The following is a 16,054-nucleotide window of genomic DNA, read 5'->3' on the forward strand; positions in this document are numbered from 1 at the left end:
TCTCCTGGCGAATATCCGATAGGTGAAAGCCGGGGTCAGGCGGCGACCGGGCTGTGCATGTGCTCGGCGGCCAGGAAGGCCAGCCCGAGCGCGGTGATGAGGCCGTTACCGGCGAGGTAGCCGCCGGCGCCGTGCCCGGAGATACCGATGGCCGCGCCGCCCGAGGCGTACAGGCCCGGGACCGGCGAGCCGCCGGCCAGCACCCGCGCGTGTTCGTCGACCACCAGACCGCCCTGGGTGTGGAAGAGGGCGGGGGTGACGGCGATGGCCACGTACGGTGCGGTGAGCGGATGGCGGTCGTCGGTGCGACCCTGCCGGTCCGGCTCCGTGCCGGTCGCGGCACGGCCGGCGGCGGCGAGTTCGTCGGACAGTTTCTCGGCCGGTACGCCGATCCGGGCGGCCAGCTCGGCGGCGGTCGCGGCGCGGACCAGGGACCCGCTCTCGGCGACCGTGCGGAAATCGTCGAATACCGAGCACAGCCCTTCGATGTGCTCGTCGATGACGATCCAGCCGGTACCGCCGGGCTGCGCGGCGAGAATGGCCGCGAACTCCGAATAACCCGTGGTCTCGGGCGCGAACCGGTGTCCCTCGCTGTTCACGATGACACCGCCGTGCACGACGGTGGCCCAGCCGATGAGGGTCTGGCTGCGCGCGGAGAGCGCCGCGTGCCCCTGGTAGGCGTCCAGGAAACCGGTGTCGGCGCCCAGACCCCGGCCGATCCGCAGCGCATCGCCACGGCTGAACTGACCGCCGTGGTAGTGGGCATCGGCGATCTCCGGGATCCACCGGCGGACCAGGTCGCGGTCGGCGCCGAAGCCGTTGGTCGCGAGCAGGACGGCCGGGGTGGTCAGGTGTTCGGCGTTTCCGTCCGGGGTGGCGATCTCGACCCCGGTGACCCGGCCGTCGGTGGTCCGCACTTCCCGCAGACTCATCGGGGCGATGAGTTCGATGCGGGGATGGGCCCGGGCGCGCTCGGCGAAGTGGCGCAGCAGCCGGGAGCCGTGGCGGCCGGGGATGGTGTGGCAGCGGTCGGCGCTGTGGCCGGGGTAGCGGAAGTCGGTGACCAGTTCGAGGTCGAGTTCCTGGGCGTCGGCCAGCCAGGTGACCAGCCGCGCGCTCGACTCGGCGAGGGCCCGGGCCAGACGGTGATCGGCCGTACCGCCGGTTTTGCGGTCGATATCGGCGAGGAACCGGTCCGGGCTGTCCGCGACGCCCGCGGCCTGCTGCCAGCGGGTGCCGGCGGCCGGGATCATCGCGGTGCACATCGAGGTGTTGTTCCCGCGCTGGAAGTGCTCGTCGGCGTCGACCACGAGCACGTTCGCGCCGAGTTCGGCGGCGCGTAGCGCAGCGACCAGGCCGCCGCCCGCACCGGCGACGACGAGATCGAAATCCGGACCGTCCACGCTTCCTCCTAGTCTGTTCCGCTTAGCGGAACGCAAGAATGTGGTCCCCTGCACTATGCACGTTCGGCAATCTGGACACAAGTGCCTGTAGAAACGATTAACGCCGACGAAACTCATGCATGATCCGGTCGATCGGCCTGGACAATCGTTTCGCTAAGCGGTACAACTTTGTTCAGATGTACGTCGGTCGCGGCGGTAGCGTCGCCGTCGGAACAACGAAAAGACCCCGCAGAAACGGAGCCACGATGGAGTCCTCCAGTGGAGGCACCACGTCTGCCGCCCGGGCAGCCGAGGTGCTGCTCGAGTTCGGCCGCCGGTCGAGCGCGCTCGGCGTCTCGGAGATCGCCCGCTCGACCGGTATGTCGAAGGCGGTCGCCCACCGCATCCTGACGACCTTCGTCGAATGCGGTTTGCTGCTCTACGAGCCCTCGACCCGCCGGTACCTGCTCGGACCGGCGGCGGCGACGCTCGGCGCACGCGCACTGGACGTATCCCCGCTGCGGCGGATGGCCCGCGAGGCCCTGGTGGACCTGCAGCGCGCCACGGGCGAGACGGCGACCGTCACCGGCCGGTTACCGGGAGGTCGCGTCTACCTCGATCAGGTCGAGAGTACTCAGGAAATCAAGATGACCGTCGAGCTGGGTCGCCGGTTCGACCTGCACAGCGGCTCGTCGGGCCGGATAATCCTGGCCCACCTCTCTCCGGAGGAGCAGGACGATCTGCTGTCGCGACCGCTGCCCCGGCTGACCACCACCACGATCATCGACCCCGCGTCGCTGCGCGCCGCGCTGCGCGAGGCGCGGGAACGGGGAGTGTGCCGGTCGACCGGGGAACGCCAGGAGGGCGCGGGGTCGATCGCCGCCCCGGTGTTCGGAGCCGACGGCGCGGTGATCGGGTCGGTATCGGTGTGCGGACCGAGCTACCGGATGACCGAGGAAGCGTGCGATCGCTACGAGAGTGCACTGGTCGAGGCGGCGCAACGGGTTTCGCGAGCGCTGGGGTACCGGGCGCCGAATCCGATTGCGGTGGCGGCGAAATGACTCCACGCAGCTGGCTCTACGTGCCCGGACATCGCGACGACCGGATCGGCAAGGCGATCGACAGCGCCGCCGACGCCGTGGTGATCGACCTGGAGGACGCCGTACCGGTCCACGCGAAGGAGCGCGCGCTGGCCAATGCCGTCGCCGCCCTGCGCACGGCACCACCGCAGCGCCGGATCTGGTTGCGGCTCAATGCCATCGGGTCGTCCTGGCTGGACAACGAACTCACCGAGCTGGCCGCCGCGCAGACCCCGCCCGCGGGGGTTCGGCTCCCCAAGGCCGAAACGCCCGAATCGGTGGCGGCCACGACCGACCGGCTCACCTGCCAGGTGCATGCCATCATCGAATCGGCCGCGGGCCTGCTCGCGGCGCCCGCTATCGCGAAATGTCATCCGCGGCTCACCGGTATCGCGCTGGGTGAAGCGGATCTGGCCGCCGATCTGCGCACCGAGGCCGACGGCCTGGCGTGGGCGCGCGGCTGGATCGTCACCGTGGCGCGCGCCGCCGGACTGTCCTCACCGGTCCAGAGCGTCTGGACCGCGGTCGAGGATTCGGTGGGATTGGCGGAGACTTCGCGCACCGGCCGCGCCCAGGGCTTTTTCGGGCGCTCGGTCATCCATCCCAACCAGATCGGCATCGTCAACCAGGCCTTTACACCGTCGCCGGAGGAACAGAGCCGAGCCCGGCGAATCGTGGAGTGCGCGGCCGCGTCCCAGGCGGCGGGGGAGTCCGCGGTTCTCGACGAGAACGGCAGATTCATCGACCCCGCCGTCGTCGCGAACGCCCGCGTGGTGCTCGACCGGGCAGAGGCCACCGCAGTACGAGGAGCGAAAGCATGACCGAACACACCGTGACCGCCGCGCCGGATGCGCTGTTGCACGCCGTGGTGAACAGCGACGTCGATGTCGTCGAGCTCGGGCATCCGTACACGACGGGTATGCCCTGCTCACCCAACCACCCGGGGTTCCGGATGACCTTGATCCGCCGGCACGGCGATATGATCCGCCCGGACGGCGGATCGGCGTCCAATGAGATCATCGTGACCGGTGGGCACGTCGGCACCCATGTGGACGCCCTGTCCCATGTCAGCCACTGCGGCAAACTACACGGCGATATCGACGCCGAGGAAGCCCAACGCGGCGGACGGTTCTCCCAGCTCGGCGCGGAAACCATTCCGTTCATGCTCCGGCGCGGACTGCTGCTGGACGTGCCGCGGGTGCGCGGCGTGGAAGCCCTCGAAGCCGGCCAGGCCGTCACCGAGCAGGATCTGCGCGACGCCGCCGACGCGGCCGGAGTGACCCCGCGGCGCGGGGATGTCGTCCTCATCCGGACCGGCTGGGCCCGGCATTTCGACGACGCCCAGCGCTACCTCGGTCAGCAGGACGGGGTGCCGGGCGCCGATGTGGGCGCGGCGCAGTGGCTGGCCGCCGCCGGCATCGTGGCCGCGGGCGCGGATACCACCGCCTTCGAACATATTCCGCCCGGCAAGGGGCACAGTGTGCTGCCGGTGCACCGGGTGTTGCTGGTGGAGAACGGTATCCACATCATCGAGCACCTGAACCTGGAGGACGCGAGCGCCCGCGGCCTGACCGAGTTCACCTTCGTGATGGCGCCGCTGCGCATCACCGGTGGTACCGGTTCGCCGGTGCGCCCGGTCGCGGTGGTGGCGGCATGAGCGAGTCAGGCCCGGAGGCGGTAGCGAAGCGTGACCACGCAGGGCCCTCGCTCATGCCCGGACGGCACGGCATGAGCGAGTCAGGCCCGGAGGCGGTAGCGAAGCGTGACCACGCAGGGCCCTCGCTCATGCCCGGACGGCACGGCATGAGCGCCGCGGCCGCCACCGCCCGTCACGACCTCACCGGAACCGTGGTCGGCCGGCTCGCCGCCCTGGCCGCGGACACCCGCACCGCCGGGCTCGCCACCGACCTGCGCAGGGATGTGGCACGGCGGGTCCTCGACGTACTCGGCAACTCCCTCGCCGCGCAGGGGCAGCCCTCGGCGCAGGCCGTCACGGCTGTGGCGCGCGGCTGGGCCGGGGCTGCCGCGGCCACCGGTATCGGCACCGGACAGCGTTTCCCCGCCGCCACCGCCGCGCTGGTGAATGGCACCCTGGCGCATTCGATGGACTCCGACGACACCCATCTGCCTTCTGTACTGCACCCCTCCGCGTCCGTGGTCCCGGCCGCTCTCGCGGTCGGCGAGGCCACCGGCGCCTCGGGTGCCGCGGTCCTGGATGCGGCGGGCGTGGGTATCGAGATCGCGGTGCGCCTGGGCATGGGCGGCTACGACGAAGAACTGGGTAATTCCGAATTCTTCGAACGCGGCCAGCACGCGACATCCATCTGCGGCGCCGTCGGCTCCGCCGCCGCGGCGGCGATGCTCTACGACCTCGACGCCGAAGGTATCGCGGACGCGATGGGTATCGCCGCCAGCTTCGGCGCCGGACTGCTGGAGGCCAACCGGACCGGTGGCACGGTGAAGCGCGCGCACTGCGGCTGGGCCGCGCATTCGGGGGTCACCGCGGCGGAATTCGCCCGGCACGGGCTCACCGGACCGCCCACCGTGATCGAAGGCCGGTTCGGGTTCCTGCACGCCTTCTGCGGGGACCGGGCGGATACGGCCAAGGTCGTCGACCGGTTGGGCGAGCACTGGGAACTGCCCGGGATCTTCTTCAAGCCCTATCCGTGCAATCACTTCACCCACGCCGGAATCGATGCCGCCCGCGTGCTGCGAGCGGACGGCCTCGATCCGGACGCGATCGTGGAGATCGAACTCGGCGTGCCCACACCGGTGCTGCGCACCATCGCCGAACCACCCGCCGCCAAAGCCGCCCCCGAGTCCGGCTACCACGCGGCCTTCTCCGGCCCGTTCACGGTGGCACGGGCACTGCTCGGCGGATCCGGGCTGGGCGTGGGACATGCCGATTTCACCGACGAAGCCGCACGCGACCCGCGCACGCTGGCACTGGCCGCGCTCGTGGCCGCGCACGCCGACGCCCGGTGCGACGAGATCTACCCGCACCAGTTCCCGGCCGTGCTGCGGGTGCGCACCCACGACGGGCAATGGCACGAGGCGCGTGTCGACCATAATCGCGGCGGCCCGGCGAACCCGCTCTCCGATGACGAACTCACGCTCAAGTTCGACCTGAACGTCGAAGGTCACCTCTCCACGGTGCAGGCGGGGACGGTCGCCGAGCGTGCGCTCGCACTGCCGTCGGCCGGATCGCTGGACAGTCTCATGTCGCTCGTCCGGGGCTGACCCCCTCCAGAACCGGTCACCCGGTCCGGTGGCGGTAGCGAACCCGCCGCTCCCGGACTCGGCAGGCAATAGCGGAAGAGCCCTGTGGTTTCCCGGTACCCCGGGATCCACGGGTTCTTCCATCTCCGCGACGGCCGATACAACGGTTGGGCGTTACACGCCTCGGGACAGCACCGTCGATCGCGCGCCCGGTCGGCGGAGACGGCACGCGGTCCGTGCCCGGTGCCGTCAGCGGTCGAGGAACTCCAGCAGGTCGGCGTTGAACTTTTCCTTGTCCCCCGGGACGAGTGCGATACCGTGCGAGCCGCCCTCGTACACCTTCAGCGTCGAATCCCGGATCAGCTCCGCCGATTTGCGTGCGGTCGCATCGATCGGCACCACCTGATCGTCGTCTCCGTGCACGATCAGAGTGGGAATATCGAACTTCTTCAGATCTTCGGTGAAATCGGTGTACGCGAACGCGTCGACACATTTCACGCCGGCCTGGATGCTCTCGTGCATACCCATGAACCAGAAGGCGTCGCGATTTCCCTGGGTCACTTTATTGCCCGGGCGATTCGCGCTGAAGAACCCTTCCGCTGTGTCCTTCCAGAATTGCGAACGTTCGGTGAGGATTCCGGATTTGATCTGGTCGAAAACCTCGTCCGGCACCCCTTCGGGGTTGCTCTCGGTCTTGCTCATCAGCGGCGGGATGGCCGAGAGCAGCACCGCGGAGTGCACCCGCCCGGTCCCGTGCCGGCCTATATAGCGGGCGAGCTCACCGCCGCCCATACTGTGTGCCACCAGCGTCGCGTCCTGGACATCGAGACTCGTCAGTAGATCGTTCAGGTCGTCGGCGAAGGTGTCGAAATCGTAGCCGTGCCACGGCTGGTCCGAGCGCCCGTGCCCGCGCCGGTCGTGGGCGATACCGCGGTAACCGTTATCGGCGACGAACTTCATCTGGTCTTCCCAGGCGTCGGCGTTCAACGGCCAGCCGTGGATGAATACGACCGGGCGACCACTACCCCAATCCTTGTAATAGATGTTCACCTTGTCGCGGGTCGTGCACACAGGCATGGCGGAGCCTCCTTCTGTGCGTGATTCGCCGACCGGTAGCGGGTCGTGACAACGAGACGCCGCCCGAAATGCTACCGACGGAGCGGCCCGGAAAAGGGGCTGTATTCATCCGTTACGCAATCCATGCGCGACCGGAACAGGCGCCCGTATCGATCCGCGTCGATGATCGGTCCGCTTCCCCGCTGTTTCCGCCCGGCCCGGGCTCCCCGGCCCCGGTAGCCTCGGGGCCGGGAGATCACCCGACGACGAGGAGTCAAACAAGATGAGCCGACCAGTTCGGATCGGAGTCCAACTCCAGCCCCAGCATGCGCCCGATTACGGACTCATCCGCGACGCCGTGTTGCGGGCCGAGGACGCGGGTGTGGACATCGTCTTCAACTGGGACCACTTCTTTCCGCTGTACGGGGACCCCGATGGGGCGCATTACGAATGCTGGACCATGCTCGGCGCGTTCGCCGAACAGACCGAACGGGTGGAGATCGGTGCGCTGGTCACCGGCGGCGGCTACCGCAATCCGGATCTGCTCGCCGATATGGCCCGCACCGTGGACCGGATCAGTAACGGTCGGCTCATCCTGGGCATCGGCTCGGGCTGGTTCGAGCGTGACTACGACGAGTACGGATACGACTTCGGCACCGCCGGCAGCCGCCTGAACCTGCTCAAGGAATACCTGCCCCGCATCACCGGCCGGTTGGCGAAGCTCAACCCGCAGCCGGTGCGCGAGATCCCGGTGCTCATCGGCGGCGGCGGGGAGAAGAAGACGCTGCGCCTGGTGGCCGAGTACGCGCATATCTGGCACAGCTTCGGCGAGCTGGACGTGTTCACCCACAAGAGCCAGGTGCTCGACGAACACTGCGCGCGGGTGGGTACCGAAACCGGCCGGATCGAGCGCTCGGTGGCCTGGCCGGGCACCGAGAAGGCGCCGGACTATCTGAAGGCCGGAGCCACCCTGTTCACGGTCGGCATCACCGGCCCGGACTACGACCTGTCCCAGGTTCGCGAGGCCACCGCCTGGCGCGATGAGATCAACCCGGAGCCGGTCAGCGGTATCGCCTGACCACCGGCACAGCAAACCGGGCCCGGCCTGCCATGGCAGACCGGGCCCGAGAGGTTTCGTATGCCGAGCGGATCGGGTCACCGACCCGTGTTCACCGATCCGCCGGGGTGGGTTCAGTTCGCCGGCTGGACCTGCTGACGCGGCGCCCACTGCGTGGTGCCGGGGGCGGCGGCCAGGGTGTTGATCAGATCGATGCCCGCGATGATCAGCGTCGGTCCGCCGACGACGATGGTCCCGATGATGCCACCGAGAGCGGCTGCGGTGACGATTCCAGGTATGCCGGTCACCGGCCCGCCGGCCCATGTGGCCAGTCCGACAACCGCGCCGAGTGCGGTACCGATGAAGCCGCCGATGGCGGTGGCGAGACCGAACTGGGAGGCGAAGTTGCTCTGCGCCGCGTAGTTCTCCTGCGGTGAGGCCACCGGCTGCGCGGCGGGCCGGGCCGCGGCGACATCCTTGACTGCTGTCAGCTCGAGCACCCGGCCCTCGTCACGCACCGCGTGCGGGAGCGGGTACTCGGTGGCGCCCTCGCGTACCGCGAGCGGCAGCGCCACCACGGTGGTGCCGGAGTTGTCCAGGATCTCGACGGTTTCGCCGGCGACCTCGAAGGTGCCGTTGGTCAGGGTGGTGACCACTCTGTTACCGATGAGCTCGGCGCGGTAGCCGATCTCGGGGGTCGCGGGTTCTGCGTGCACGACTGCCGCGCCCACGGTAGTGGTGGCGAGCAGCGGCACCAGGGCCGCAACGATCTTGCGGATCATCATGAGGTCTCGTGTCCGATCTTCATCACGGTGTTGCCAGTGGATTAACCAGCCAGAACTGTCGCGCAGCTATTGCCGCCGGGCATAAACGCTGCCGCCCGGCGGTTTCGAACTCCATCGACGTTACGCGGTTGGTATCCGAAAGACATAGAAACCGCGCGAAAAATTCCCGAAACCTGTTTGAAGATCGGATGATTCGGGTAGATATCAAGGTTTGCTATAGCGGGAAGTGGAGGGGGACGCTCCCGCGAACCGCCGCATTTTCGGGGCTCAGCGCATAAGTAGCTACCTGCATTGATGCGCACTTGGTAATGTAATTATGTGCGTAGTTCCAGGTGACCGTTTCGAGCAGAGCAACCGCTTCGAGAAAAGAGGGAACACCGATGACAACGGCACACGATCAGCATACCGACCACACGCATGTACACGGGCCGGACTGCGGTCATGTCGCGGTCCCGCACGGTGATCACGTCGACTATGTCCACGACGGACACCTGCACCGAGCCCACGAGGGGCACTTCGACGAGTGTGAGAGCCAGGGACACACCGAGGTCGCCTCGCACAACCATGTCCACGGTGAGGGCTGCGGTCATGTCGCGGTGCCGCACGGCGATCATGTCGACTACATCCACGACGGGCATCGGCACGCCGCCCACGACGGACACTACGACGAGCACTGAGCGACCGCTGCCGGAAAGTGCGTCGGCGGGCGCCACTGCGCGCCCGCCGATCTCTCGCGTCAGAGTTCCCGGACGATCGATCCCTGCTCGTCGAGTATCGCGATCGACGGAGTTCCGTCCGTCGCCACCTGTAACCGAATCCGCGGGCGGCCCTGGGGATCGCACAGCATCAGGCTCGTGCCCTGCTCGGTATGGGTGGACAGCAGGACACCGTTTGGATGCCGTGCCTCCTCGAGTGGTGCGTCCGGATCCCCCATCTGCCGCATGGCCAGGACGGTGCCGCCCACCTTGCCCTCCCACTGGGCGCGCAGATGAACGGCATCGCCGTTGGGGTAGTCGAGGGATATCTGGGCACCTTCGCTCGAGGCTATGATGCCGCCCTTCTCGTCACCTTTCTCGTCGTTGAAGATCAGATAAGTGGCGTCCGGGCCCTGCCGCTCATGCGCCGGAAAGGTCCTACCGCCGAGAACGATCGGCGGCTTCGTCGTCGAGAGCAAGAGGCGTTGACTGCCGCGGCGGTCCACCACGGTGAACGATCCCTCGGCCGCCGCCGTATCGCTTTCGTGTCCGCTCGACTTACCGACTGCCACACCGGCGCCGAGACCGAGGCCCGCGGCGGCCAGGGCGGAGCCCACGACGATCGAGCGGCGATTCGACGAGGTACTGCTGTTCTCCCCTGATCCCATGACGTCGAGAATATTGGCGTACAGCGGGTTTCGCGCGGGAATACCCGCCCCGGGCGTATCCGTCTCGACAGTCGCCTCGTCGTGCCGCTCGATCAGGCGGGCGCCGGGTCGTATACAGCCCACGGGCCGTCGTAACGCCACGCGGCGACCGGCCGCGCGTCGCCGGAGGTCATGGGGCGCGCGACGAGGCGGTCGGGCCGGCGCACAGCTACGGTCACCAGGGCCGCAGCACGATCTCGGTGGGGTGGGCGTCGCGTGGTGTATCGATCGCGGTCCGGATAGCGCGCGCGACCGTCTCCGGGCGCAGGAACTGCTCGGGTTCGTAGGCCCGGCCCTCTCCGGCCACGATCGCGCGCTGCATATCGGTATCGATACGGCCCGGATGAATCGAGGTCACCCGTAGCGCCGGCTCCTCCAGCCGCAGTGCGTCGCCGAACGCCCGCAGACCGAACTTACTGGCCGCATACGAGGCCCAGCCGGCGTTGGCACGCAGACCCGCACCCGAATTGACGAGCACCACATGGCCGCCCGCCGCCCGCAGGGCCGGTAGCAGCAGGCGGGTCAGTTCCGCGACGGCGATCAGGTTGGCCTCGAGTGTTTCGCGCCACTGCCGCACCGAGGATTCCGCGATGGTGCCCAGATCGGCGGTACCCGCGTTGTGGACCAGTACGTCCAGCCGGTCGATCGGCTCCGTCGCGGCCGCTACCGCCGCGTAGTCGGTGAGCTCCACCGGCCATCCGGTGGCCCCGGGCAGTTCGGCCAGAATCGATTCCAGACCGGCCGGGGTACGCGCGCCCAGCAACAGCCGGTGGTCCGGCGCCAGCTCCCGGGCGACCGCCGCGCCCAGGCCACGTCCGGCGCCGGTGACCAGCGCTACCCGCTGCTCGTCCGGTGCGCGGTCGGCTTCCTGCTGCATATCGCCACTCCTCGGTATCGTCGTCCACCGCGCCCACCGGTCCGCTGCCTGCCGGGCGGTCCGCCGGACAGCGTGCCACACACCGCACCCCCGCCGGGGAGTGGCGCGAGGGTTCGGCAAGTTCGTGTAGCGCATCCGAAATATGCCGCACACCGGAGCGAAACCGGGGCTCGGTAGATATTGCGTTCACACGCACCGATGCAGCGCGTATCCGGTCCGAACCAGCAAGATATAGAGATGGCACACCCAGGTTTCACTCCCACGCAGCTCGCCGCCCGCGCGGCCTATCTGCTGCGCGGCAACGATTTGGGAACCATGACCAGCGCCGCGCCCCGCCTGTATCCGCACATGTGGAGCTGGGACGCGGCATTCGTGGCGGTGGGGCTGGCGCCGCTGAGCGTGGAACGCGCGGTGATCGAACTCGACACCCTGCTCTCGGCGCAGTGGAAGAACGGCATGATCCCCCATATCGTCTTCGCCAACGGCGTGGACGGCTACTTCCCCGGCCCGGCCCGCTGGGAATGCCGGCTGCTGGCCGCCAACGCGCCCGACGGCCCGGACACCTCCGGGATCACCCAGCCGCCGGTCCACGCCATCGCCGTCCAGCGGATCCTGGACCATTCGCGCCGGCACGGCCGCAGTACGCGCGCGGTCGCCGAAGAATTCCTCAACCGGCGCTGGGCCGATCTGGTGCGCTGGCATCGCTGGCTGGCGCACGCCCGCGACCCGCTGGGCAGCGGGCGCATCACGCTCTACCACGGCTGGGAATCGGGGATGGACAACTCTCCGCGCTGGGACCGGGCCTACGAGCATGTGGTGCCCGGTGATCTGCCGCCCTACCGGCGCGAGGACGTCCTCGTCGTCGCCGACCCCACCCAGCGGCCCACCGATCGCGAATACGACCGGTATCTGTGGCTGGTGGAGCAGATGCGCCGCGCCCGCTACGACGACGACGCCCTCAGCGCGGCGATGGACTTCGCGGTCGAGGATGTGTTCGTGACCGCGATCTTCGCCCTGGCCTGTGAGGTGCTCGGACAGATCGGTGAGGAGTACCACCAGGCCAAATCGGATATCCGCGAACTCTTCGGCTGGGCCGACCGGTTCCGCGCCGGGGTGGTCGCGACCACCGATGCCCGCACCGGCGCGGCGCGCGACTACGACACCCGCCTGCAGCGCTGGATCACCACCGAGACGCTGGCCATGTTCGCACCGCTGATCAGCGGCGGCCTGCCGCGGGCCACCGAACGCAACCTGCTGCGCCTGTTCGAGGGGCCGCGCTTCTGCGGTCACCCGGATCTGCGCTACGCGCTCCCGCCCTCCACTTCGCCGGTGTCGAAGGATTTCCGGCCGCGCGAATACTGGCGCGGCCCGGTGTGGCCGGTGATGAGCTGGCTGTTCTCCTGGGTTTTCGCCCACCGCGGCTGGGCGGAACGCTCGTTCATGCTTCGGGCCGAAGCTCTGCGTCAGGCCAGCGACGGCAGTTTCGCCGAGTACTACGAACCGTTCACCGGGGAACCGCTGGGCAGTATGCAGCAGTCCTGGACGGCCGCGTCGGTACTGGACTGGCTGGGTTGACCGGTTCAGACCGGCTGGGAGCCGGCCGCCGGTTCGCACATCTCCTTGAGCGAGCAGCTGCCACAGGACCCACCGCAGCCCCCGGCCGGTTCCGGCGGCGGCGCGACGGCCTCGGCCGCCCGGGCGCCGGCGTTCGCCCCCGCACCGAGGGTGAACAGCGCGATGACCAGCACACCCACTGCCACCAGTACGCCGGTGAAGCCGCCGGCGGCCATGACCACCAGGCCGCCCGCGGACAGCAACGCGGCAGAGATGATCAGCGGGGGCGCGGCCACCCTGTTGGCGGTCCGGAACGCGGTCTCGTCCCGCAGCGCGGCCTCGGTGTGGACACCGATATAGCGGTTGCCGGGCAGACGGCCGATGAGGCCGAGCACACCCGTCGTCAGGGCCACCACGGCCAGGACGAACAGGAGAATTGCGACAACGAACACCAGCCGAGCCTAGCTCTGTTGATTGGCCCCGCCTGCGGTGGGTCGGGTCGGGGCCCTGTGACCCCGATTCTTCCCTCCTCCGCTCCTTCGCTCCGTCGGTCCAGAACCGGGGGCGGGCCCCGACCACGGATGTCGACCGTCCGGGGTAGGTAGAAAAATTGTGATCTCATTCCGGAGGCGGGCTCGCCTCCCTACCCTTTTGGGCTTGTCAGGGCGTAAGTCTTAGGCTATCGAGACGGATTTTTCCACCAGCAGCTAGAGAAGGCAGGACCGTGCAGGACTCCCGCGCAACCGAGACGGCCGGGCCGAGCTCGGTAGACCACGGCGCACCCCAGGGTCGCGCCGGTGATACGCCCGCCCATCGGTACACCGCCGAGCTCGCCGGGGAGATCGAGCGCCGGTGGCAGCGGCGGTGGAACGAGCGCGGCACCTTCTTCGCCCCGAACCCGGTCGGTCCGCTGGCGGGCGAGGTCCCGGCCGACAAGCTGTTCGTCCAGGACATGTTCCCGTACCCGTCGGGAGCGGGGCTGCACGTGGGCCATCCGCTGGGCTATATCGCCACCGATGTGTTCGCCCGCTACCACCGGATGCGGGGCCGCAATGTGCTGCACGCGCTGGGGTACGACGCGTTCGGTCTGCCCGCCGAGCAGTACGCGGTGCAGACGGGTGCGCATCCGCGCGACACCACCGAATCCAATATCGCCACCATGCAGCGGCAGCTGGACCGGCTGGGCCTGGGGCACGACCGGCGGCGTTCGTTCGCGACCACCGACCCCGAGTACTACAGGTGGACGCAGTGGATCTTCCTGCGTATCTACAACGCCTGGTACGACCAGGAGATCGGCCGCGCCCGTCCGATCGCGGAGCTGGCACAGCAGTTCGCCACGGGGGCCCGCCCGGCCCCGGACGGTAAGGACTGGGCGAGTATGCCCGCCGCCGAACGCAATGCCCTGCTCGACTCGTACCGGCTGGTCTACCAGACCGATTCGGTGGTGAACTGGTGCCCGGGGCTGGGTACGGTGCTGTCCAACGAGGAGGTCACCGCCGACGGCCGCAGCGAACGCGGCAACTTCCCGGTGTTCCGTAAACGCCTGTGGCAGTGGATGATGCGGATCACCGCCTACTCCGACCGGTTGATCGACGATCTGGACCGGGTGGACTGGCCGGAGAACGTCAAGGCCATGCAGCGAAACTGGATCGGGCGCTCGCGCGGCGCGCGGGTCGAGTTCGCTACCGCGGCAGGCGATGTGGAGGTTTTCACCACGCGCCCCGATACCCTGTTCGGCGCGACCTATATGGTCCTGGCCCCCGAGCACGAGACGGTGGACCGGTTGGTCGCCGCCGCCTGGCCCGACGGCACCGATTCGCGCTGGACGGCCGGTAGTGCCACGCCGGCCGAAGCCGTGGCGGCCTACCGAAAATCCATTGCCGCGAAATCGGATCTGGAGCGCCAGGAGAACAAGGACAAGACCGGCGTCTTCCTGGGTGCCTATGCCACCAACCCGGTCAACGGCGCGCAGATCCCGATCTTCATCGCCGACTACGTGCTGAGCGGTTACGGCACCGGCGCGATCATGGCGGTGCCCGGCCAGGATCAGCGCGACTGGGATTTCGCGACGGCCTTCGGCCTGCCGATCATCCGGACCGTGCAACCGCCCGCGGATTTCGACGGCGAGGCCTACGCGGGTGACGGGCCGGCGATCAACTCCGATTACCTGGACGGCCTGAACATCGCCGATGCCAAAGCCACCGTGATCGCCCGGCTGGAGGCCGACGGCCACGGTGCGGGCACCGTCCAGTACAAGCTGCGGGACTGGCTGTTCGCGCGGCAGCGGTACTGGGGTGAACCGTTCCCGATCGTCTACGACGAGGCCGGCGCGCCGCACGCGCTGCCGGAATCGATGCTGCCGGTGCGGCTGCCCGAACTCGACGATTTCGCGCCCGTCACCTTCGACCCCGACGACGCGAACTCGGAGCCGTCCCCGCCGCTGGCCAAGGCCACCGACTGGGTGGAGGTCGAGCTGGATCTGGGCGACGGCCCGCGCAGGTACCGCCGGGACACCAATGTGATGCCCAACTGGGCGGGTAGCTCCTGGTACCAGCTGCGCTACGCCGACCCGACCAACTCCGCGGAGTTCTGCGCGAAGGAGAACGAAACCTACTGGCTGGGCCCGCGGCCCGCCGAGCACGGCGCCGATGATCCGGGTGGGGTCGACCTGTATGTCGGCGGGGTGGAGCACGCGGTGCTGCATCTGCTGTACGCGCGGTTCTGGCAGAAGGTCCTGTTCGATCTGGGTGAGGTGAGCGGCAGCGAACCGTATCGCCGGCTGTTCAACCAGGGCTACATCCAGGCCTTCGCCTATACCGACGCGCGCGGCGCCTACGTGCCCGCCGCCGAGGTGACCGAACGCGACGGCCGGTTCTACTGGACCGACGCCACCGGCACCGAGGTCGAGGTGCAGCAGGAATACGGCAAGATCGGCAAATCGCTGAAGAACGCGATCGCCCCCGACGAGATCTGTGATTTGTACGGGGCCGACACGTTCCGCTTCTACGAGATGTCGATGGGCCCGCTGGACACCTCCCGGCCGTGGGCGACCAAGGACGTCATCGGCGCGCACCGGTTCCTGCAGCGGGTGTGGCGGCTGGTGGTGGACGAGGAGACCGGTACGACCCGGGTCACCGAGGGCAATCCCGCCGACGAGACGCTGCGGCTGCTGCACCGGACCATCGCCGGCGTCGACGAGGATCTGGCGGCCATGCGCGACAACACCGCGGGCGCCAAACTGATCGAACTGACCAACCACCTGACCAAGGCCTACCCCGGCGGCGCGCCGCGTTCGGCGGTGGAACCGGTGGTGCTCATGCTGGCCCCGCTGGCCCCGCATATGACCGAGGAGCTGTGGGAGCGGCTGGGGCACACCCACTCGCTGGCCCACGGGCCGTTCCCGGTGGCCGACCCGGCGTTGCTGACCGCGGAAACGGTGGAGTACCCGATCCAGGTCAACGGGAAGGTCCGGAGCCGGATCCAGGTCGATCCGGAGGCCGACCGGTCCGCGATCGAAGCGGCCGCGCTGGCCGACGAGAAGATCGCCGCCCTGCTCGACGGCAAGGCCCCGCGCAAACTGATCGTGGTCCCCGGCCGGTTGGTCAACATAGTCGCGTAACGGTGACGGTCGACACGGTGGCCT

The 16,054-nt window shown here is 68.8% G+C and carries 14 protein-coding genes; 8 read left to right on the forward strand and 6 right to left on the reverse strand.

Translation table 11 applies throughout. The annotated features are described in order from the left end of the window. Positions 1-35 precede the first annotated feature (35 nt). Positions 36-1,403 carry an FAD-binding protein gene (locus tag AB0H42_RS11085; RefSeq protein ID WP_357053197.1) on the reverse strand — a complete coding sequence of 456 codons (1,368 nt, stop codon included), beginning with the start codon at positions 1,401-1,403 and terminating at the stop codon, positions 36-38. Positions 1,404-1,648: 245 nt separating this feature from the next. Here AB0H42_RS11085 and AB0H42_RS11090 point away from each other — a divergent pair, with 245 nt between their 5' ends. The 4 genes from AB0H42_RS11090 (at position 1,649) to AB0H42_RS11105 (ending at position 5,701) form a co-directional block, all read left to right on the forward strand. Then, positions 1,649-2,443, forward strand: a complete 795-nt coding sequence (locus AB0H42_RS11090; protein WP_357053200.1) for an IclR family transcriptional regulator — start codon at positions 1,649-1,651, stop codon at positions 2,441-2,443. After that, positions 2,440-3,282: a CoA ester lyase gene (locus tag AB0H42_RS11095; protein ID WP_357053203.1), complete on the forward strand. Its 843-nt coding sequence runs from the start codon at positions 2,440-2,442 to the stop codon at positions 3,280-3,282. Before AB0H42_RS11090 ends, AB0H42_RS11095 begins: the two co-directional genes overlap by 4 nt. Beyond that, positions 3,279-4,118, forward strand: coding sequence for a cyclase family protein (locus tag AB0H42_RS11100; protein ID WP_357053206.1), 840 nt, complete (start codon positions 3,279-3,281; stop codon positions 4,116-4,118). Before AB0H42_RS11095 ends, AB0H42_RS11100 begins: the two co-directional genes overlap by 4 nt. Positions 4,119-4,189: 71 nt before the next feature. Then, a complete protein-coding gene (locus tag AB0H42_RS11105) occupies positions 4,190-5,701 on the forward strand; it encodes an MmgE/PrpD family protein (protein ID WP_357053209.1) in 1,512 nt (503 codons plus the stop codon). A gap of 228 nt (positions 5,702-5,929) precedes the next feature. Here AB0H42_RS11105 and AB0H42_RS11110 read toward each other — a convergent pair whose 3' ends face one another. Further along, positions 5,930-6,757, reverse strand: coding sequence for an alpha/beta hydrolase (locus AB0H42_RS11110; RefSeq protein ID WP_357053212.1), 828 nt, complete (start codon positions 6,755-6,757; stop codon positions 5,930-5,932). 262 nt (positions 6,758-7,019) lie between these two features. Here AB0H42_RS11110 and AB0H42_RS11115 point away from each other — a divergent pair, with 262 nt between their 5' ends. Next, positions 7,020-7,814 carry an LLM class F420-dependent oxidoreductase gene (locus AB0H42_RS11115; protein ID WP_357053215.1) on the forward strand — a complete coding sequence of 265 codons (795 nt, stop codon included), beginning with the start codon at positions 7,020-7,022 and terminating at the stop codon, positions 7,812-7,814. A gap of 113 nt (positions 7,815-7,927) precedes the next feature. Here the strand turns inward: AB0H42_RS11115 and AB0H42_RS11120 are convergent, their stop codons facing one another. Further along, positions 7,928-8,578, reverse strand: coding sequence for an ammonium transporter (locus AB0H42_RS11120; protein ID WP_357053218.1), 651 nt, complete (start codon positions 8,576-8,578; stop codon positions 7,928-7,930). Between the two features lie 380 nt (positions 8,579-8,958). Between AB0H42_RS11120 and AB0H42_RS11125 the strand changes: the two genes are divergently transcribed. Further along, the gene (locus AB0H42_RS11125) at positions 8,959-9,255 is read left to right on the forward strand and encodes a hypothetical protein (protein ID WP_357053221.1); all 297 of its coding nucleotides are present in this window, start codon (positions 8,959-8,961) and stop codon (positions 9,253-9,255) included. A 59-nt stretch (positions 9,256-9,314) separates the two neighbouring features. On the opposite strand, the gene AB0H42_RS11130 is transcribed toward AB0H42_RS11125, so the two are convergent. Together AB0H42_RS11130 and AB0H42_RS11135 are read right to left on the reverse strand one after the other, a co-directional pair. Beyond that, the gene (locus AB0H42_RS11130) at positions 9,315-10,064 is read right to left on the reverse strand and encodes a hypothetical protein (protein WP_357053224.1); all 750 of its coding nucleotides are present in this window, start codon (positions 10,062-10,064) and stop codon (positions 9,315-9,317) included. A gap of 91 nt (positions 10,065-10,155) precedes the next feature. Then, positions 10,156-10,857 carry an SDR family oxidoreductase gene (locus AB0H42_RS11135; RefSeq protein WP_357053227.1) on the reverse strand — a complete coding sequence of 234 codons (702 nt, stop codon included), beginning with the start codon at positions 10,855-10,857 and terminating at the stop codon, positions 10,156-10,158. Positions 10,858-11,094: 237 nt separating this feature from the next. On the opposite strand from AB0H42_RS11135, the gene AB0H42_RS11140 reads away from it, so the two are divergent. Next, complete coding sequence (locus AB0H42_RS11140) at positions 11,095-12,432, forward strand: glycogen debranching protein (RefSeq protein ID WP_357053230.1); 1,338 nt, start codon at positions 11,095-11,097, stop codon at positions 12,430-12,432. A 5-nt stretch (positions 12,433-12,437) separates the two neighbouring features. Here AB0H42_RS11140 and AB0H42_RS11145 read toward each other — a convergent pair whose 3' ends face one another. Continuing rightward, positions 12,438-12,863: an SdpI family protein gene (locus AB0H42_RS11145; RefSeq protein WP_357053233.1), complete on the reverse strand. Its 426-nt coding sequence runs from the start codon at positions 12,861-12,863 to the stop codon at positions 12,438-12,440. A gap of 272 nt (positions 12,864-13,135) precedes the next feature. Here AB0H42_RS11145 and leuS point away from each other — a divergent pair, with 272 nt between their 5' ends. Then, positions 13,136-16,030 (forward strand): leucine--tRNA ligase, encoded by a 2,895-nt coding sequence (gene leuS, locus AB0H42_RS11150; protein ID WP_357053236.1) that lies wholly within the window; start codon positions 13,136-13,138, stop codon positions 16,028-16,030. Positions 16,031-16,054 lie beyond the last annotated feature (24 nt).

It is taken from the genome of Nocardia sp. NPDC050799, assembly GCF_040654015.1.
Classification (GTDB): domain Bacteria; phylum Actinomycetota; class Actinomycetes; order Mycobacteriales; family Mycobacteriaceae; genus Nocardia.

Bases quoted from the DNA above. Each gene is read 5' to 3' on its own strand.
- AB0H42_RS11090 (WP_357053200.1), top strand. From the start codon at position 1,649: ATGGAGTCCTCCAGTGGAGGCACCACGTCTGCCGCCCGGGCAGCCGAG.
- AB0H42_RS11095 (WP_357053203.1), top strand. From the start codon at position 2,440: ATGACTCCACGCAGCTGGCTCTACGTGCCCGGACATCGCGACGACCGG.
- AB0H42_RS11100 (WP_357053206.1), top strand. From the start codon at position 3,279: ATGACCGAACACACCGTGACCGCCGCGCCGGATGCGCTGTTGCACGCC.
- AB0H42_RS11105 (WP_357053209.1), top strand. From the start codon at position 4,190: ATGAGCGAGTCAGGCCCGGAGGCGGTAGCGAAGCGTGACCACGCAGGG.
- AB0H42_RS11110 (WP_357053212.1), bottom strand. From the start codon at position 6,757: ATGCCTGTGTGCACGACCCGCGACAAGGTGAACATCTATTACAAGGAT.
- AB0H42_RS11115 (WP_357053215.1), top strand. From the start codon at position 7,020: ATGAGCCGACCAGTTCGGATCGGAGTCCAACTCCAGCCCCAGCATGCG.
- AB0H42_RS11120 (WP_357053218.1), bottom strand. From the start codon at position 8,578: ATGATGATCCGCAAGATCGTTGCGGCCCTGGTGCCGCTGCTCGCCACC.
- AB0H42_RS11125 (WP_357053221.1), top strand. From the start codon at position 8,959: ATGACAACGGCACACGATCAGCATACCGACCACACGCATGTACACGGG.
- AB0H42_RS11135 (WP_357053227.1), bottom strand. From the start codon at position 10,857: ATGCAGCAGGAAGCCGACCGCGCACCGGACGAGCAGCGGGTAGCGCTG.
- AB0H42_RS11140 (WP_357053230.1), top strand. From the start codon at position 11,095: ATGGCACACCCAGGTTTCACTCCCACGCAGCTCGCCGCCCGCGCGGCC.